This is a genomic window from Paenibacillus thalictri (genome assembly GCF_004307995.1).
GTDB classification, from domain to species: domain Bacteria; phylum Bacillota; class Bacilli; order Paenibacillales; family NBRC-103111; genus Paenibacillus_AF; species Paenibacillus_AF thalictri.
Genome location: NZ_SIRE01000006.1, coordinates 371,991 through 389,996 on the forward strand (window position 1 = coordinate 371,991; position 18,006 = coordinate 389,996).

Annotated in this window: 19 protein-coding genes; 2 read left to right on the plus strand and 17 right to left on the minus strand. The window is 50.6% G+C overall.

The genetic code is table 11. The features are described from left to right. Positions 1-10: 10 nt before the first annotated feature. From EYB31_RS10430 to EYB31_RS10455, 6 genes are all read right to left on the minus strand, one after another. Complete coding sequence (locus EYB31_RS10430; RefSeq protein ID WP_131013233.1) at positions 11-889, minus strand: carbohydrate ABC transporter permease; 879 nt, start codon at positions 887-889, stop codon at positions 11-13. After that, positions 882-1,940: an ABC transporter ATP-binding protein gene (locus EYB31_RS10435; RefSeq protein WP_131013234.1), complete on the minus strand. Its 1,059-nt coding sequence runs from the start codon at positions 1,938-1,940 to the stop codon at positions 882-884. The genes EYB31_RS10430 and EYB31_RS10435 overlap by 8 nt, the downstream gene beginning before the upstream one ends. Positions 1,941-1,970: 30 nt before the next feature. After that, positions 1,971-3,050, minus strand: coding sequence for an NAD(P)-dependent alcohol dehydrogenase (locus tag EYB31_RS10440; RefSeq protein ID WP_131013235.1), 1,080 nt, complete (start codon positions 3,048-3,050; stop codon positions 1,971-1,973). Further along, positions 3,047-3,994, minus strand: a complete 948-nt coding sequence (locus tag EYB31_RS10445; RefSeq protein WP_276322039.1) for a ribokinase — start codon at positions 3,992-3,994, stop codon at positions 3,047-3,049. Before EYB31_RS10445 ends, EYB31_RS10440 begins: the two co-directional genes overlap by 4 nt. A gap of 37 nt (positions 3,995-4,031) precedes the next feature. Further along, positions 4,032-4,703 (minus strand): ribulose-phosphate 3-epimerase, encoded by a 672-nt coding sequence (rpe, locus tag EYB31_RS10450; RefSeq protein ID WP_131013237.1) that lies wholly within the window; start codon positions 4,701-4,703, stop codon positions 4,032-4,034. 184 nt (positions 4,704-4,887) lie between these two features. After that, a complete protein-coding gene (locus EYB31_RS10455; RefSeq protein WP_131013238.1) occupies positions 4,888-5,682 on the minus strand; it encodes a DeoR/GlpR family DNA-binding transcription regulator in 795 nt (264 codons plus the stop codon). Between the two features lie 317 nt (positions 5,683-5,999). Here EYB31_RS10455 and EYB31_RS10460 point away from each other — a divergent pair, with 317 nt between their 5' ends. Then, positions 6,000-6,383, plus strand: a complete 384-nt coding sequence (locus tag EYB31_RS10460; protein ID WP_131013239.1) for a hypothetical protein — start codon at positions 6,000-6,002, stop codon at positions 6,381-6,383. A gap of 93 nt (positions 6,384-6,476) precedes the next feature. On the opposite strand, the gene EYB31_RS10465 is transcribed toward EYB31_RS10460, so the two are convergent. The 10 genes from EYB31_RS10465 to EYB31_RS10510 all read right to left on the minus strand — a co-directional run bounded on the left by EYB31_RS10465 (position 6,477) and on the right by EYB31_RS10510 (position 16,729). Further along, a complete protein-coding gene (locus tag EYB31_RS10465) occupies positions 6,477-7,163 on the minus strand; it encodes a hypothetical protein (protein WP_131013240.1) in 687 nt (228 codons plus the stop codon). Between the two features lie 80 nt (positions 7,164-7,243). After that, positions 7,244-8,122, minus strand: a complete 879-nt coding sequence (locus EYB31_RS10470; protein ID WP_131013241.1) for a UbiA-like polyprenyltransferase — start codon at positions 8,120-8,122, stop codon at positions 7,244-7,246. Between the two features lie 48 nt (positions 8,123-8,170). Next, entirely contained in the window at positions 8,171-8,611 is a 441-nt protein-coding gene (locus tag EYB31_RS10475) for a MarR family winged helix-turn-helix transcriptional regulator (RefSeq protein WP_240762276.1), read from the minus strand. 126 nt (positions 8,612-8,737) lie between these two features. Beyond that, positions 8,738-10,471 carry a hypothetical protein gene (locus EYB31_RS10480; protein ID WP_131013242.1) on the minus strand — a complete coding sequence of 578 codons (1,734 nt, stop codon included), beginning with the start codon at positions 10,469-10,471 and terminating at the stop codon, positions 8,738-8,740. 197 nt (positions 10,472-10,668) lie between these two features. Further along, positions 10,669-12,321: a DHA2 family efflux MFS transporter permease subunit gene (locus tag EYB31_RS10485; protein ID WP_131013243.1), complete on the minus strand. Its 1,653-nt coding sequence runs from the start codon at positions 12,319-12,321 to the stop codon at positions 10,669-10,671. Positions 12,322-12,334: 13 nt separating this feature from the next. Continuing rightward, on the minus strand, positions 12,335-13,654 hold the full coding sequence (locus EYB31_RS10490) for an efflux RND transporter periplasmic adaptor subunit (protein ID WP_131013244.1): 1,320 nt from the start codon (positions 13,652-13,654) through the stop codon (positions 12,335-12,337). A 16-nt stretch (positions 13,655-13,670) separates the two neighbouring features. Continuing rightward, a complete protein-coding gene (locus EYB31_RS10495; protein WP_131013245.1) occupies positions 13,671-14,327 on the minus strand; it encodes an HlyD family secretion protein in 657 nt (218 codons plus the stop codon). A 56-nt stretch (positions 14,328-14,383) separates the two neighbouring features. After that, entirely contained in the window at positions 14,384-14,827 is a 444-nt protein-coding gene (locus EYB31_RS10500; protein ID WP_131013246.1) for a MarR family winged helix-turn-helix transcriptional regulator, read from the minus strand. 260 nt (positions 14,828-15,087) lie between these two features. Further along, a complete protein-coding gene (locus EYB31_RS10505; protein ID WP_165452325.1) occupies positions 15,088-15,840 on the minus strand; it encodes a 3'-5' exonuclease in 753 nt (250 codons plus the stop codon). A gap of 70 nt (positions 15,841-15,910) precedes the next feature. Then, complete coding sequence (locus tag EYB31_RS10510; protein ID WP_240762278.1) at positions 15,911-16,729, minus strand: YihY/virulence factor BrkB family protein; 819 nt, start codon at positions 16,727-16,729, stop codon at positions 15,911-15,913. Positions 16,730-16,831: 102 nt separating this feature from the next. Between EYB31_RS10510 and EYB31_RS10515 the strand changes: the two genes are divergently transcribed. Next, complete coding sequence (locus tag EYB31_RS10515) at positions 16,832-17,026, plus strand: hypothetical protein (protein ID WP_131013248.1); 195 nt, start codon at positions 16,832-16,834, stop codon at positions 17,024-17,026. A 642-nt stretch (positions 17,027-17,668) separates the two neighbouring features. Here EYB31_RS10515 and EYB31_RS40155 read toward each other — a convergent pair. Then, positions 17,669-18,006, minus strand: a 338-nt coding sequence (locus tag EYB31_RS40155) for a hypothetical protein (RefSeq protein ID WP_165452326.1), incomplete at its 5' end; no start/stop codon positions are given.

Below are 18,006 nucleotides of genomic sequence, written 5' to 3' on the forward strand. Positions count from 1 at the left end.
TTATAAGCCTTTATTGATAATGCACCTTTTTCGACAGCACCCGGAAGTAAACAAACGTCAGGATCCCGATAATCGCCATCAGCACAACGCCGCTTGCAGCCGAAAAGCCGATGTTGGAAGTGCGGTACTCGTAGATGTAATAAACAAGCGTTGTTGTGGCGTTGTTTGGCCCGCCGCCGGTCATGACCTGTACGGTATCAAACACCTTAAAGGAGCCGATCGTCATAATAATCAGGATAAAAAACAGCTGCGGCGATATGAGCGGAATCGTAATCTTCCAGAATACTTTGAACCGGCTTGCATTATCAAGCGCTGCGGCTTCGTAGATCGTAGGCGGTATGCTCTGCAGCGCGGCTACGATAATCAGCGTGTAATAACCGATACCGTGCCATACGGATACGATGATGACCGATAACAGCGCCGTTTTTGAGCTTTGCAGCCATGGAGACGGCGGGAGCCCTACCGCTTTGAACAAATAATTCAACAAACCGTGGCTCGGTTCCATCAGCCACATCCAGACAAGCGCAATCGATACGATCGAGATGATGTGGGGCGTAAAGATGCCCGCCTGTACAAGCGCGTTAAACCGGGTCCGCTTGCTCAGCCAAAGCGCCATCAGCAAGGACAACAGCATCGTTAACGCGACAACGCCGATTGTATAAATGACGGTGTTCGTCAGCGCTTGGTAAAAATCCCCTCGGGAAAAAATTTGTATGAAGTTGTCAAACCCGACAAATTTGCTTTTTGCTTTGTTCAGCAGGTTGTATTTAAACAAACTTAAGTAAACCAAATACACCACAGGGTATACGACAAACAAACCGATGCCGACGGTAGCAGGCAATGTGAGCAGATACGGACGGAGCCATGTCCACAACGTTTTCTTACCCATACGAGTGACCTCTCAACGCCTCCAGATAATGCCGGACGTTTTCGTGATTGTCATCGATGCGCCGCCCTTCCGCGTCAAAAAAGATCAGCTTGGCGGCGTCAACGCCCAAGTACACTTCCTGATCGACACGGAACAGATCCTGAACGCTTTTGACCATATAAGACGATTGGCCGCCGCTGGTCTTCACCTGGTACAGCGTTTCGGAGCCCAGCATCTCCCTTGTGGCGATTGTACCGCGGACGGAATAATGCAAGCCGCCGGGCTCCTGTGACAATATGGCATGCTCCGGCCGGAAGCCGAATCTTGCTCCGTCTTTCATGAGGTCCCCCACATTCATTGGCGGCACGCCGATAAACTGCGCCGTAAACATGTTGCTTGGCTTGCGGTAGATGACCTCCGGAGCTGCCTCCTGCTGAATCCGCCCTTGGTTCATTAGTACAATCGTGTCCGCCATGGACATGGCCTCCACCTGATCGTGGGTAACAAACACGAAGGTGGTACCCAGCTTTTTGTGCAGCTCGATCAGCTCGATCCGCATCTGGGCTCTGAGTTTGGCATCCAGATTGGAAAGCGGTTCGTCCATCAGAAATACCGAAGGTTTCTTCACCATAGCCCGGGCCAAAGCGACACGTTGCCTTTGTCCGCCCGACAAGGTCGATGGCTTACGGTCCAAGTAACCGCCGAGGCCTACCGTTTCGCTGATGCTTTCCACCAGCCGGGTTCGTTCCGCTTTGTCCACCTTGTTGTTTTTTAATCCGAATTCGATGTTTTCGCGAACCGACATCGTAGGATAGATGGCATAGTTTTGAAATACCATGGCAACCCCGCGTTCGCCCGGAGGAATTCGCGTCACATCCTTGCCGCCGATCAGCACGGAACCCGAGGTTTGCGGGTCGATGCCTGCAATCATCCGCAGCAGCGTCGTTTTGCCGCACCCGGACGGGCCTACAAGCACGGTGAACTTTCCGTCTTCTATTGTTAAATCGAGATTTTTAATTACATCATGTTTGTCGAACGATTTCGTCACTTGTACGAACTCTATGGATGCCAAAACATTCACTCTCCATGCGCAGCAACAGCTCTAGCTGTTGCCGCCGTTATTCAGCTGCTGCGGGTCGGGATAAATCATCATTTTCACGCTTGTATCTTTCTGCGTTCTTGCCAGTTCAACGGCCATCTTGATATCGTCGAGGGAGAACCGGTGTGTGATCGATTGTCGCAGGTCAATACCGCTGCCTTTTAACGCTTGTATAGCTGCGGGATACGTATTGGCATACCGGAACACGCCGTACACGTCGAGCTCCGAATCGATCAGCAAATTCATATCCATCGGGATGCGCTCCGCGGTCGGCAGCCCGATATACACAATGCGGCCGCCGCGGTTCACCAAGCGGACCGTATCTTCTATCGCCCGGCCGTTCCCCGACGATTCGATGATGACGTCGATGCCGGCTCCCCCTGTCAGCCGGGCAAGCTGCTTGGCAAAGTCGCCTTCGAGCGGATTCAGCACCGCGGTCGCTCCCAGCTTCAGTCCGTACTCCCGTCTGAACGGCACAACGTCGGAGGCGTAGATCTCGGTGACGCCAAACAGCTTGGCCGCTTGAATCGCCATTAAACCAATCGGTCCGAGACCCACGATCAGCAGACGGTCGGAAGGTCCCACCTTGCCTCTGTTCATCGCGTGAAAACCCACCGACAGCGGCTCCAGCAGCGCCCCTTCCTCATAACTCATGCCGTCAGGCAGTTTGAACAAAAAGTGGCTGCGGACGGATACGTATTCCGCCCAAGCTCCGTCATCCGGGGGCGTAGCCATAAACACTACATCAGGACACAGATTATACCGTCCCGACTTGCAATATGTGCAGCGTCCGCATGTGACGCCGGGTTCAACCGCCACCCGGTCGCCTACAGCGACGTTGCGGACTTGATCGCCGATCTGAACGACTTCCCCTGCAAGCTCATGTCCCAAAATTATCGGTTTGTCCACCACATATCTGCCGATTTTTCCATGTTCGTAATAATGAATGTCCGACCCGCATATGCCGATGCAGTACACTTTGACAAGCGCATCATACGGCCCTAGTACCGGCATGCCCACCTGCTTGACCTCGATAGATAGCGGTTTTTCCAACACTGCCGCCTTCATCGCAGCTTGATTCATCCCCGTCCCCCCTTTATCTCTACATATTCGTGCCTCAAACCGCGCATGGCGCAAAACTGTCTCACTTCCGCCAAAGTCGGAATGCCCGACTGGGCTCCTCGCCGCGTCACCTTTAAAGCGCTTACAATGGCTGCAAACCGCGCAGCGCCGGGAAGGCTTTGTCCATCTGCAAGCGCGCAAGCCAGCGCTCCGGCAAAACAATCTCCTGCCGCAACCGTGTCGACCGGCTGAACAGGGACAGCAGCAACATGCTCCCACTCGCCATGTGCATACACCAGCGACCCGTTTTCCGCCATTTTGATGACCGACCGGCTCACTCCGGCCTTTTCTTCCATCCACCTGGCCGCTGCAAGCGCGGATGGCACGTCCGTGACGCTGATTCCGGTTATATGAGCGGTTTCCTGGCGGTTGGGCACAACAATGTCGGCATAACGCAGCATTTCCGGCACAATGCCTTGAACGGGCGCCGGGTCCAGTATGACCGGTATTCCACATTCACGCGCAATGACCATCGCGCGCACAACCGCTGTTGCCGGCACTTCCATCTGCACCAGAAGCGCTTCGCTGCTTCGCAGCACATCGCCGCATGCGTCGATATCCCCGTCGCTTAACTCTTCGTTGGCCCCTTTAACGACCAGCATCGTATTTTCTGCGGAGCCGTCCAACGTGACAAGCACCGTGCCGGTGGACGCCGATGCGGACCTGCGGACCGCGTGAACATCGACCCCGCTCAGCTTTAGCGCATCCAGTACACGATCGCCGAACGGATCGCCGCCAACACAGCCGATCATAACAGCTTCCTTGCCCAATTTGGCGCATGCGGCCGCTTGGTTCGCTCCTTTGCCTCCCGGCGAAAAAAGAAGCTCCTTGCCAAACACCGTATCTCCCCGATTCGGGTATTGATCCGCAAATGCGACGATATCCATGTTGATGCTTCCTACCACCGCAATCGTCAATTAAAACGCCCTTTCCAACGATCAGTCAGATAAGCTGATCGTCGCAGTATTTTTTCAAACTCGCGGCGGCCAGCTCCAAATTCATCTCCGGAAGAAATAAACTTGACGTGCCGCACACCAGCATGGACGCTCCTTTGCCGACAACAAGCGGAATCGTTTCAAAACTGATATTGCCATCCACTTGAATGGAAATATCCAATCCTGAGGCGTCGATCTTTGCTTTCAAATCCGCTATTTTCTGCAATGTGCTGGGAATGAACTTCTGCCCGGCAAATCCGGGATTTACCGTCATGACACAAACATAATCAAGCGTATCCATGACATAATCCAAATGGCATAGCGGCGTGGACGGGTTCAAAGCGATGCCCGCTTTCAAATTCCGTTCGCGAATGGCCTGCAGCGCCCTCTGCAGATGAACCCGGGACTCGGCGTGAATCGAAATCATGTCGGCGCCGGCACTGGCAAATACGTCGATATACCTCTCCGGTTCCTCAACCATCAAATGTACGTCAAAAGGTTTGCTCGAACAGCAACGCAGCGATTTCAGCATATCGGATCCCATACTAAAATTCGGTACAAACCTGCCGTCCATAATATCAAAATGGAAATAATCGACCCCGCCCTGATCCAATACTTGAACGGATTCACTCAAGCGCCCTAGATCGGCGCACATTAATGAAGGCCCTATATATGGCATTCTCCACCTCCTCATGTTTGAATCAAAACAATAAATGTTTTATTCAAAAGTATAAATATTTGTTTCGGACTTATAGTTAGGAGTATACACCCATGTATATTTGTTTTCAACATATTTTTTTTGTTTTACAAAAAAACAAAAAAAGAACCAGCTTTGAGCTGATCCCCTTCTCTCGCTTTATCTATTAACCGGCAATCACAACATGTATGCCGTGCGATTCCATTTCCTGCAATTCATCGGAGGGCAATAGTTTGTCCGTTACCAGCGTATTGATCCGCTCCATTGCCATTAACCGGACCAGCGATTTTCTTTGAAACTTGCTATTATCCGCGAGCAAAACAAGCTGGTCGGCAATATCCGCGATGCATTTTTTCAATTGGACGTGGGCCTCGTAAGGCTCACTAACCCCGCGCTGCACATCAAATCCTTGGCAGGAAAAGAAAAACCGGTCGACATGGTACCCTTCCATCATTTTCTCAGCCGGGGTGCCGGTATTGCCTAACGAATGCCGGTCCAAATATCCGCCGATCAAAAAGATTTGGATGTTTGTTTTTTTGACCAGCTCATAAGCAATGGCAAGCGAATAGGTAATAACGGTAATTTCTTTGTTTGGCAGCAGCTTGGCCATTTGCAGGCAAGTCGTACTGGCATCCATGGCGATCACTTCGCCGTCTTTAATCATCGCAGCCGCATATTCGCCGATCCGTCTTTTTTCGTCAAGCTGAACCATTTCCCGCTGCAGTATCGGAAGCTCCGGCCCTTCCTTGCGGTTCAGTACAGCGCCTCCGTGCGTCCTCAGCAGCAGCCCTTCGTTCTCAAGACGCTCCAAATCACGCCGGATCGTTTCTTCGGTTACCCCAAAACGTTTGCTCATATCCGCCACGCGGACGACGCCCAAGTCCTCCAGCAAACTTATAATTTCTTTTTTCCGGTCATTCCCGGCCAAAGACTCCGTTTTTTTCGTTGAATTGATTTCCATCCGTCTTCACCTAACCTTCAGCATTTTGCGATTCCCAAATTAATTGTGGGTTTTATAGCGACATTTTATGTCCGTTTGCCAACTATAACGTTTCATTTATTGTACTCTATATTGGGATTAACGGCAAACTAAAGATTTATACAGCTGCCCGCATAAGCCGAAGGCTCCTTTTTAAAGAATCTAAAAAAATTTTATATTGAGTTATGGCCAAATATTGGGTACTATTTAATTATGCATATTTTTAATAGGACGACCCGGGCCGGTAGATTGCGAGATTTCTTCGTTTTATTTAAGCCAAGCTAAAGGGGGACAAGCGGATGTTGTTGAACACTATCAAAAAAATACTTAGCAAGCAGCGCATACCTGCACAAGCCGAAAGCTACAAAACGATGGAAATCGAAGCCACCGTTAAAGTCACACCAAGAGGCTATTGCTTAGCGTTTGAGGTGCTCGATCAGGGATCCTTTTTCACCAAAGACATCTTTGTGAACCATGTGGAAGAATTATCGCGGTTAGAGCTATTTTACAACTATTCAGCGCTTGGCATGAACATGGACGAACTGCAGAAGTATGGCGCCACTCACAAGGTCGTCTATGCGTTCGACAGCTATGAAGACGCTAAGAAAGCCAAAGACACAACGATCCAGTACATACGGTTTCTCATCACGGAACACCAGCAGGTATCACAAAAAATTTCATGACTGACTCTTCAGCTCATACCTTCCAGATTCCACAACAAAGGCTACCCCGATCAGATCAGGGTAGCCTTTTCGCGTTCATCACAGCTAATGATGTTAGGATTTGATTTTGTTCTGAAGCAGCTCAACCAATTGATCCCCGGGGCTTTTGAAGCCGCCGCCCCCGGGTCCGCCTTGTCCTTGTCCGCTTCCGGGCTGTCCTCCGGCCGGACGTTGCGGTCTGTCTGCACGAGAATGGTCGGTTTGGTTATTATTCTGGCCGGCGGATTTGTCCGCCCCCGCACTGCCGCCTTGTTGGCCGGCTGGCGGCTTGCCGTTGCCGTTGGATCCGCCTTCGCCTGCTCCGCTGCCTCCGCGTCCGCGGTTCTGCATGCGGGACGCGTTGTCGTCCAGAAACTTTTTCTGATCCGCGTTCAGCAGTCCTGTCAGCTTGGCGGACTGATCGTCGCTGAGCTCTTTTTTGGCGATGCTGTCTTGCACGATCGGCAGCATGGACGTTGCTTCCTCTTTGGTAATCGCCAGGTTCTGCTGCTTGTCCATCATCAGCAGCGATTGGAAGGTCATGAACTGCTGACGTTCCTTCTCGTTCATAACCGGACGCTCGCCTTTGCCTTGTTCCGCAGCCGCAGAGCCCTTCTGGCCTTCGTTTTGCTGTGTTTGAGCTTGTCCTTGCGAACTCCCGGCACTTGCGTTTGCGCTGCTGGGAGCAGCCTGTTTTTCGCCGCAGCCGCTTAAGAGCAACAGAGCGATTGCAGCAGCCCCCATCCATGATTTATGGTTCATTTCTCCATCCTCCTCCATTGCCGATCTTATTCCCCGTTCATGAAAGCAGGATTAAAATAAGCTGAAGGCGAGGTAAAAAGTTACCGTGTATAAAGCTGCAGCACAACGTCCAGGCACGTGAATACAAAAGCGACGGAAGCGATGTAGCTGTTTACCGTAAAAAATGCCACATTAATGCGCGTCATATCGTGAGGCGAAATCAGACGATGCTCCACAATCAGCAGTACCGCTACAATCGCCGTCCCAAGCACATACCAAATACCAAGATGAACAAATAAGGGCAGACTGAGAAATAAAAGGACGGTAACGATGTGCAGCACTTTGGAAATCATCAGCGCACGTTTCACGCCGAATCTTGCCGGCACCGAATGCAGCCCAAGACGCCGGTCGATTTCAACATCCTGGCATGCGTAAATAATGTCGAATCCTGCAATCCACAAGCCAACCGCCGCCGCTAAAATAATGCCTGCAGCGTCAAACCGTCCGGTTACGGCAATCCATCCGCCGAGAGGAGCGAGTGCATCGGTGATGCCAAGGATCAAATGGCATAACCATGTATACCGCTTGGTGTACGAATAGCCGACCAGAAAGATGACGGCCACCGGAAGCAGCACCAAGCACAGCGTGTTGAGCATCCAAGCGGATACTCCCAGCAGCAGCAGCGATAACACAATAAACATAACGGCGTCCCGGCTGCTGATAATGCCTTTGGGGATTTCCCTGTTGGCGGTTCGCGGATTTAAGGCATCGAACTTCTGGTCGATGACCCGGTTGAGCGCCATTGCCGCGCTTCGGGCGCCGACCATCGCTAGCGTTACCCACAGAAAAACGCGAAAGGACGGTACCGCACCGGTTGTTGAAAACCCGGCCAATACCGTTCCCAAATAGGCATAAGGAAGCGCAAAAATCGTATGTTCAAACTTGACGAGCTGCATAAATAATCGGACACGGCCGATCATAAGTTATCACCATTCCCCATCGCTTAAGCGATACTGTTATTCGGCAGATTAAACGCGTTCTCCTGCCTTTTTCTCCAGCTGTGAGTTAAGCAAGTTCAGGGACCGGATGATCTTATCCAGCTCCTCATCGTCCAAACCTTCCAGCACTGAGTTAAAAAAGTTTTCTTGAAAAAATGATAGCGTAGTACGAATTTGGGAGAGCTTCTCGGTCTTCTCAATCCAAATCACACGACGGTCGGACTGGTCTCTGACACGCTTAATCCATTCATCGCGCTCCAGCCGGTCGATGATACCGGAGACAGTGCTGTAGGACAGCTGCAGCGCCTCCGATATTTGACCGATCGTTTTAGGAGCTTTATAGATTTGACCGATGACCGACATTTGCGGTTTGGTCAGCTTGTACTCATTAAAGAACAGCCGTTCCGTAATTAAACTGTATGACCTGTATAACGTTTGTATTGACTGGCTAATCTGCAGCGACCGGTTCACCGGCTAACCTCCCTGGGCGGCTTTCGAGTGTGAAAGCGAGTATCGTTAGCTTGTGTCAAAAATATATCATAAAAATAGCTTGTGAGCCAAGTATGAATCCGGCCGCGTATCAGATTATGTCAAAAATTATTGTTTGAGCACTGTCAGCAGACGTTTGGCGTCGCCCAGTGGCGTTGTTTGAGTTTCATAGATTTTGAGCGTCAGGTGCGATTGCAGCTGGTCCACGCTCAAGTTGGTGAAATTGATTGTCTGCGTACCGCTGACAATCCGGCCGTCGCCTGTCAGTGCCAACGACTTGGAGCCTTGACGGACGCCGTTGTCGTCGATGATTTCGATCAGCAGCTTCGGATTGTTCGGATCGGTGATCACTTGATCGGTTGTTGTAATATCCAGATCCGTCTTCAAGCGGAAGGTGTAGTTGTATCCTTGGGTCGTTGCATTGGAGTTCACGAACATCGACAGCGACCAAGAACTCATCTTCACTTCATACGGATACAATAACAAATCGTTTGTTTCCGGTTGAGCCGCTGCCGCAACGCCGACCGGAAGCTGGGCGATCGGCGACTTGAATCCCGCCTGATCCTGCTGCTCCAGCAAACGCAACGTAAACTGCTGCGTATCCACCTCATCGTTTGGTACCGCAAACGCATAGGTTACAACGGAGCCCACGCCCGGAAGCACGTCCTTCACCGCGGTTGAAGTGATACCGCCGTTAAACGTAACGCCATTAGCGGATACCAGATCAGCGCCGAGCTGAGGCACCGGTACCGGACTTTCGCTGGAATTCGTATATTTGAGCTTGGCAATCGCCGTTTTGTAGCTTTGGCCTTCATTCTCGAACCATTCGATACCTAACAGCGAAGACGTCAGCTGCGGGCTTACCGCTTTGCTGATGGAGTCGAAAGTAATCGGGCTGCCCAATGTGTAAGCCGGCAGCGCTTCGGCGACAGCACCGGCTGCCGGCAAGTGGAAGCCGACTTCCCCGGTGTAATAAGTCAACGGCTGGGCTTGACCGGCTTTGGCGAACGTCTGCGGAGTCAGCACATAAAATGCCGAAGGCTGTGTGCCGGGATCGGTTTTAATCGCGATATGAATATATTGCTGCTCGCCGGGATTTAAGCTAACCGCCGCCGTCTCCAGCCGTTTACCGATAAAAGCTTGCGTTGCCGTTTTGGCGCTGATTGTGAAATCCGGTACGGTTTCCGTGTAGCCGCCCGGATTCTCGGCCTTGATCTGCAATACATATACCGGAGATTGCCCGTCATATTGCGTTGTCATGCTGACCGCCGAATACGTAAGCGAAGAATGGAGCAGCGGAAGCGTAAAGGCGTCGCCCCAGTTTTTCAGCGCCGTATCGGCAATTACAGCGTCGCCGCCTTTCCACACGAGGCCGGAAACCGGAGCGTCCGCCAGAACCGTTTCTTTCTTAGGGTAAACGGCAAGATCAACATCGACCCATAACAGATCGGTCAGCTGAATGTCCGCTTTCACATCCGCTTCGACCATATAGCTCAAATCAACGCTGCTTTGCGGCGAAATCGATTTGGCGTTGGACGAGCTCGGCTGGAGTGTAAAGACCGTGCCGTCGGCCGCTTTGGCGCGCAGCTCGAAGTCCGGAATCCGCACGATGCTACCCGATGTATTCGTCAGTTGAAACACGGAGCCGATTCTCCAGCCGGTCGCTGTTTTTTCCTGCAAGACGCTTTTGATTTGCGCTTGCGTAATATTTGTAATCGCATAGGATTTCGTATCGCTTGCGGCCAGCGCGGAACTAGCAGGCATAACCAGCGGCGAAGCGCTAAGCAGCAAGGACGAAGCGATGGCGACCGAAGACAATACTTGATTCAAACGAACTTTCATGGGTTAATCCTCCTTAAGTCTTTCCTGTTGGATCAGCATTCCGCTGCAATACCGGTGGAAAGCTTGTTTGGCGGCGCCGCCGCGGGAGAAGCTCCGCTCCCAGAGGGTCGTGTAAAGCCCTATATGGAGAAACTCCCCCGGCACGCCGATACAAATGATGTCGATTCTTAAGTTGTGTTATAGATCCAAACGGTTAATTACGCTTTTACTAGCGTCGGATTATCAATCTTTTGTTCCTTGGATACCGCAGCCTCTGCGTCAGATGCTCCAGCTGCTTGCGGCGCTCCTTCTTTGGCCGCAGCAGGCGGCGCTTTTTTCTTCCGCGGAAAGAAAAATACGAATGGAATACATAAAAACGCCGGAATCGCCGATATGAAAAACGTGTCCGCTATCGCCCGGGTACTCGCCTCACGCGAAATGATTCCGGCCAAATACGACATCGCCGTTCCTTGAGACGTCGCCGTATCGACCATCCAGGAATATACGGCTCCCGTCATCGAAGAGATGAAACTCGAAGCGGCCACGGAATCCACCGTAACGCTATCGTTGATATGCGAATAATGCTGGGTGGTCCGGCCATTCATCAGCGCCGTAAAAATCGCAATGCCCAGCGATCCGGCAACCTGCCGGAACACGTTGGAAAGCGGCGAAGCATTCCCGATTTGCTGCGGTTTTAACGCCATCATGCCGGCCGTCGTCAGCGGCATCATACATAAGCCGATGCCGATAGACCGGATGGACAGGACAACTTCCAGCCATAAATGCGGCGTATCCACCGTCAGATGGTGGAGTTCTACCGTCATGATACCCAATATCGCGAGCCCGATGGAACCCATCGCCGGAATGCCGAAGCGGTCTGCCAGCTTGCCGCTGATCGGCATCATCAGCGCCATCACTATCGATTGCGGCATCATGACAAGCCCTGTCTGCATCGCTGTCAACGATTGGATATTCTGCAAATACAGCGGCGTCAGAAACGTGGCGCCCATCATCCCCATCATAACAAGGCTGGATGCTGCAACGCTCAGAGAAAATATCGGGTTTTTAAAAATTTTCAAATCCAGCATCGGTTCAGGCACCGTTGTCTCTACCCAGATCAGCAGCAGCAAGCTGGCGAAGGCAACAAAGAGTAGACTGACGATGAAAAGCGAAGTCCAGCCTTCGGCTTGCCCTTTAGTGAGCGCCAGCAGCAAACTGCCGAAGAATAATACGGATAATATCGCGCCTGCCGTATCGAACTTCCGCCCGACCTGCTGAGGCGAACTCTTGAGCAATATCTTGCCGATAATAATCGCCAATATGCCGATCGGAATGTTGATATAAAACAGCCATCTCCAGCTGTAGTATTGAATCATGTAACCGCCGAATGTCGGTCCAAGCGCCGGCGCAACCATCGCCGCAACGCCCCATAAACCGATAGCCGTACCGACTTTTTCCCGCGGAAACGTCGCATAAATAATCTGCATTCCGACGGGCATAATAAATCCGCCTGCAAGTCCTTGCAAAATCCGGAAAATGATCATGGACGAAGTGCTCCATGCCAAACCGCATATGACGGATCCGAGAGTAAACCCGGCTACGGAAAACAAAAATACGTTTTTACTGCCAAACCTTGCGCTTAAAAATCCGCTCATCGGGATGACCACCGCATTCGCAAGCGAATAACCGGTGATGACCCACTGCATCGTAGTGACATCGGAGCCGAATACGGCAACGAATTTCGGCAGTGCAACGTTCATCAAGCTGCTGTTCAGCACCGCTACGAATGTCCCCAGCACAATTCCGATCAGCCCCAGCCACATGCCGCTGTTGGAATTCGATTTATCTTGTAAAGCGGAGGAATCGGTCATATTCCGTCCCCTCCTATTCCGTCTTCAACTTGGTGCCGTCGGTAATGCCGCTGTTTGGATTTACTGCGATTTGCTGGCCGGTTTTCAAACTCGCGTTAGGCTCCACATAGACCCAATCTTTGTTTTTCTCAGTTGTCTTCACTTCGATCAGGTGGGCCGTACCGTTGTCAACCTGGACCACGAATTGCTTGTCGTCTTTCTTAATGAGCGCCGATTGCGGCACTTCAAGTTTGCCTTGGACCGTTTCTTTCGTATATACCTGAGCTACCATACCGGCAAACAGCAGGCCGTCTTTATTGTCCACCGTCACTTTAACCGGGAACGTGTTGCTGTTGGCATTGGAAACCGGGCTCACATAAGTGATGTTGCCGGCGAAGGATTTGCCCGGCACGTTTGGCACTTTGACATCAACCGGCGTTCCCGTCTTCACGCTGCCGATTTGGCTGTCGGCGACGCTGAGTTCAATTTGCACCTGATTCATATTCACAACAGAGAACAAAGCGACTCCCGCTTGCGCAAGCTCACCCGGTTGAATGCTGCGTTTGACGACAATCCCGTCGGTCGGCGAAGAAATCGTTGCGTTGTTTAATGCGTTATTTGACAGCTCCAAGGCTGCGGTCAAACGGTCAACTTCAGCTTGCAAAGCGACAATCGTGTTGTCCGTTGCTCCTGCACGCGTTAAATCAAGTTTCGATTTCGCTGCTTCCACTTGGGCGGCCGCCGCTTTTTGCGCCGCTTCCGCTTGGCCTACGGCCGTTCTTGCTTTTTCATAATCCAGCGTGCCGCGGTCCAAATCTTCCTTGGATACAGATGCATTGCTGTCGTAATTATTTCTAAGCCGGTTATACGTGCTGGTCGCCAGATTAAAGGCGGCATTCGCCTGCTCGACCGATGCCCCAGCCTGCTCATAAGCGCCTTGCGCTGCGTTTACCGCGCTTTCCGCCGCTTGCAGCTCTTGGGGCCGCGCCCCCGCTTGCGTGTCGGCGAGCTTGGCTTTGGCAGAAGTCAAGGCCGATTCGGCTTGCTTCGCTTGCTGAATCAAGTCGTCGGTTTCCAGCGTCAGCAGCACGTCTCCTTTTTTCACCTTGGCGCCTTCATCAACTTGGATACCGGCTACTTTGCCGGAAATTTTGCTTGTAATTTTAACCTCTTGATCGGGATTGATCTTACCGCTAAGCCCCGAATCTGCGATTTGTCCGAGCTTGATCACTTTCACCGGAACATCTGCCGCTCCTGTTGCATTACTTGTTCCGCTTGCGCAGCCCGAAACGATGGAGGTGAGGGAAAGCATCAATACCGCCGGGATCCATAACTTGCTTTTTTTGTTTGACATGATTGACTCTCTCTCCTTAACCTTTTACGTGTATTTTGATCACGGTGCTCATTCCCGGCGATAAATTGAGACCTTGCTGATCGTCAATGGAAATTTTGATCGGTATCCGTTGGGTCACCTTTGTAAAGTTGCCGCTTGTATTGGTCGCAGGCAGCAGCGAGAAAGTCGAAGCTGTCGCTTGGCTTACCTCCGTGACTTTGCCGGTCAGCTTAGCTCCGGAGAACGTATCGACGGTAAAATCAACTATCTGTCCAACCTTGATCCGATGAATTTCCGTTTCTTCGATATTCGCCGATACGTACAAATGACTGTTGTCAACTACCATAGCTACGGTTTGACCCGGAGAAGCGACTTCGCCTTCCCGAACCAGCGTTTTGATGACAGTACCTTCAATGGGGGAGCGGAGCGCCGCCTGATCCAGATTGCTGGTGGTCAAGTTGTTGCTGTCCTGTTGGCCAACGATCTGATCCGCCAAGACGTGATCGCCTTCAGCAACCTGCAACGAGGTCACTTTGCCTGTAATCCGCGGCATCACCTTATATATATCGCCTGCCAGACGAGAGTCCTCGCTGCTTACATAACTGGTGCTTTGATACCAAAAATAACTGCCAATTCCTATGCCAGCCACAACGATAACGGCGATAATGGCATATAATACTGCTTTACGCTTCATGATTTCTCCTCATCCCCATAGTATTTCGCACACGAAACAAAGAAAATAAAAAAAGGTCAAGCTTGACCGTTCTGTTCTCCTAAATTTCGCAGCACCTTTGTATAAATTGAATCAAGAGTGCTCATGTCCTGTGTAGACAGGCCGTCCAGCATCCTCTCCACCAATTCTCCTTTTAAGCCCACAATGGACTGAACGAGTTTTCTGCCCTGGTCCGTAATCTGCATATTGACCAGCCTGCGGTCTGTTTCGTCGCGAACCCGGACAACAAGCCCTTTCTCCTCAAGCTTATCGCACAGGATCGTAAGGCCTCCACAGGAAATACAGACGATATCAGCCAATTCCGTCACCGTGTGCAGCCCTCCGCGGGCCAGCGTCTGAAGCACGATGGCTTGATGAATGGTCAACTTCATCGGACTTATCGCATTCCACTCGGATAAGAATTTACGGTGAATTCGCCGCTGCATTCGCTCCAACTTTTCAAAATAATAAAAATCCATCATAATGTAGGTTGCACCCCTCCTGAGTTATGTGATACCAGATCCCTCCGAATCTTTTAGGATTTAATGTTTCGCATACAAAATATTCATAAACGAAATAATAACAGAAAATTCCGCCCTTGAAAACCTTTAAATTTCGCCAAAAAACAATGAATTTTTGCAAAAACATTACAAAGCTTTGAAATTGCTCTTCATTTCTGGGACTTTAAATAACTCAACAGCTCCGCTCTCTATAGTTAAAAAAAAGCTGCAGCCCCTTAAACTCAAGCGGGCTGCAGCTTTTTCAGTTTCCTGCCAAACTTCATTTTTTGAAATTTATAGAAAAGCGACTCCGTCATTTTGATTTCCGCCGGCGTCAGCTTCATGACCGAAAAGTACGTTTTGGTCCGATCGAGAGACGCAAACTGTTCCCATGTTAACAGCGTTTCTTTGGCCAAAGCCTGGTCCAGACAAAGTATGATCCATTTTTTAATGCCGCCTGTGCAGATTTTGAACACATTGCGTTTGAAGTACTGCTCCGACGAGAAAATCTCCGGCTTCAGCTTCAGCAGCTGCGCCGCGTTAAGCGCATCATCCAAAGCGGAATGGTGCTGGCCGATCGGTTCAAGCTGGTGTTCTTCCAGCGCTTTTTGCAAGCCGCCCTCAAAAAACTGGGTGACATCGAGCAGATTCACGAGCCATTCGTGATCAATTTCGTTAACCTTGCAATCGACGAATAAATTAAAGAAGTCGCTGCCGCCCCATGCGAGCAGCTTGTATGAATCCCCGCAGAATGCGATAAATTTGCCGATCACTTCGGTAAAACCCGGGCTTTTCAGCAGCTGTTCCTTGGAAATGCCGCAAAATTGCAGGGCAAAATGATTGACGGGATAATTTGGTTTAATATAACTTTGGAAAGTATCGACTACTTCGTGACGCTCATTCAGTTTCACCGCACCGATTTCGATAATTTCCATCGGATAAATGTCGTAATGCTTTCGTCCGTTGAATTCCAGATCGAGAACGATATAATTCATCCGATCACCTCCTACTACAACAATACCATGCCGCATGCAATTTTAATAATGTTTTTCTCTGGCACGGGTGTTACTGGCCCTTTTTTTTGAATAAATAGGTCGTTGCATTGATTTCTCCGCCTACAATAATAATCAGCGCACACAAGTAGAACCACGTCAGCAGCACGATGACCCCTCCCAGACTGCCGTAAGTAGCGCTGTAGTTCGTCCAATTGTTCACGTAATAGGAGAATCCCCACGATACGAGCTGCCAGCCCAGAGCGGCAATTAAAGCCCCTACCAGAACATCCTTGCAGTTTAGGCATGTATTCGGCGCTATGTAATACAATCCGGTGAATACCAGAAACAAAATAATAAAATTAATAATCCATCTCAGCGCATTCCAAAGCTCGACCTGATACATCGGCAAGTGAATATGCCCATGCATCCAATCGCCGATAAATCGCCCGAACACGCTGAGCAGCAGCGCCGAAATGATCACGATCAGCATACTGCCCGTCAGCAGGACCGCCAAAAATCGTGAATGGATAAAGCTTTTGCGTTTAGGGAGGCCGTATGCCTTGTTAATGGCCAGCACAATGGCATCCATCGCGGCGCTGGCGCTGATAAGAGAAAAGATAAGTCCGAACGATAAGGCTCCCCCCCTTTTTACATCAAGCAAATTTTGCAGCAGCGCCTCGATGCCGGTTGCCGCGCCCAGCGGTATGTACCCTTCGATCAGCTCCAATATGTCTTTGGACGTAAACGGCATATATCCCAGCAAACTTACCGCAAACAACAGAAAAGGAAACATCGAGAACAAAAAATAGTAGGCACATTGCGCCGCCATGCCTAACGCTTCATCTTTTGTAAAGTGCTTCCACAATTCGGTGATATAAAGCTTCACCATTGTTTGATCCCTCCTTCCGCTGTTATCAGTGTTCCTCATCCCGGCTTTTTCTAACGATTAATAATAACATCTTGCAGGGCACATTAACGTCGAGGTGAACTTATGGCTTTTGCGAAGCTCAGCACCGACCGCCAATTCGAACAGGCCTTCTTATCCCATTGTACTGTATATGTAAGAGAAAAATCAGGCGTTTCCGATCATTTTATCGGCAGTATATTCGCATTTAATCCGGTTATTGTAACGGTAGGGGGCCAGCCGTTCTCACGCGACCGCCATCAGTTTATGCGATTGAAATAAAGCGGTTCGAGGGACTTAAGGCGCGTTGGGTGGGAATGAGCCTGGGGTTCCAACCGCCAATTAAAATCATGGCCCTTGAATTGAAATTGGAAGAGGGTCGGGCCATGATTTTAAACGCGGCCGCTTCGCTTTTCCACCCCAGGCTCATTCCTTGGCTCTGCTGTCGTGCTCAGTTGCAACTTAAAGTATGAACCCCACTGGCGCTGTGCGCCGGGGTCGTCGAACTTTTGCATCTCGATTGCTGATGTAGTTCAGCGACCCGCGCGGCAGATGTACCCCAGTAAAAAAAACCTGTAGCAAAACCTTAAGATAAAATGCACCGCTTTGACATCCAGCAGTTGTGTTTGCAGGAAGGCCCCGGCATAGCACGTGCCGTCGAATTGGCCGAATCCACACCTATTCAGTTCGGCTCTCATCGTATCAAGTGCTTTAGTTAGGTTAATGAATACTGTGTGTAACCTTGGCTACTTAGCCGATCCTTTTTATTGACGTTTGTTTCTCGCAGGGGAACCTTTGTTATTGGCTAGTCCTTTTCTTTGCGATTGTTTCCTGCAGGGTATAAAAAACAGCCCCGGTCGAATTGACCGGGGCCGCGCAGTGCTGCGGGTTCGAGCTGCTACTTACGCCCGCTATCATGTCTCATTATTTTACGTTGACGTCAAATGTGGAGATCACTCCGCTTGGTGCGACGACGTTCACTTTGAAGCTGGTTACGTCACCTTGAGCGCCGGTGTATTGAATTTTGCCTGTATCGGCGTTGATCGTTACGGCTTTCGGGTTGGTTCCTTCAATATCCGAGATGTAGAAGCTCAGTTTCAAGATATTGTTGTCGTTGTAGCCCGCGCCGTTGTCTCTTACCAACATGTTGTCGGTCAATTTGCCTTCTTCGTTTTTCGCTCCAGGTGCGCTTTCTGCGACAAATTCGTCGGCAAATTGGTCTTTTACGGTAATTTTCTCAGCCAGCTGCGCATCCCACAGGT

Coding starts and splice junctions, on each gene's coding strand:
- EYB31_RS10430 (WP_131013233.1), bottom strand. CDS start 889: ATGGGTAAGAAAACGTTGTGGACATGGCTCCGTCCGTATCTGCTCACA.
- EYB31_RS10440 (WP_131013235.1), bottom strand. CDS start 3,050: ATGAATCAAGCTGCGATGAAGGCGGCAGTGTTGGAAAAACCGCTATCT.
- rpe (WP_131013237.1), bottom strand. CDS start 4,703: ATGCCATATATAGGGCCTTCATTAATGTGCGCCGATCTAGGGCGCTTG.
- EYB31_RS10455 (WP_131013238.1), bottom strand. CDS start 5,682: ATGGAAATCAATTCAACGAAAAAAACGGAGTCTTTGGCCGGGAATGAC.
- EYB31_RS10460 (WP_131013239.1), top strand. CDS start 6,000: ATGTTGTTGAACACTATCAAAAAAATACTTAGCAAGCAGCGCATACCT.
- EYB31_RS10465 (WP_131013240.1), bottom strand. CDS start 7,163: ATGAACCATAAATCATGGATGGGGGCTGCTGCAATCGCTCTGTTGCTC.
- EYB31_RS10470 (WP_131013241.1), bottom strand. CDS start 8,122: ATGATCGGCCGTGTCCGATTATTTATGCAGCTCGTCAAGTTTGAACAT.
- EYB31_RS10480 (WP_131013242.1), bottom strand. CDS start 10,471: ATGAAAGTTCGTTTGAATCAAGTATTGTCTTCGGTCGCCATCGCTTCG.
- EYB31_RS10485 (WP_131013243.1), bottom strand. CDS start 12,321: ATGACCGATTCCTCCGCTTTACAAGATAAATCGAATTCCAACAGCGGC.
- EYB31_RS10490 (WP_131013244.1), bottom strand. CDS start 13,654: ATGTCAAACAAAAAAAGCAAGTTATGGATCCCGGCGGTATTGATGCTT.
- EYB31_RS10495 (WP_131013245.1), bottom strand. CDS start 14,327: ATGAAGCGTAAAGCAGTATTATATGCCATTATCGCCGTTATCGTTGTG.
- EYB31_RS10500 (WP_131013246.1), bottom strand. CDS start 14,827: ATGATGGATTTTTATTATTTTGAAAAGTTGGAGCGAATGCAGCGGCGA.
- EYB31_RS10505 (WP_165452325.1), bottom strand. CDS start 15,840: ATGAATTATATCGTTCTCGATCTGGAATTCAACGGACGAAAGCATTAC.
- EYB31_RS10510 (WP_240762278.1), bottom strand. CDS start 16,729: ATGGTGAAGCTTTATATCACCGAATTGTGGAAGCACTTTACAAAAGAT.
- EYB31_RS10515 (WP_131013248.1), top strand. CDS start 16,832: ATGGCTTTTGCGAAGCTCAGCACCGACCGCCAATTCGAACAGGCCTTC.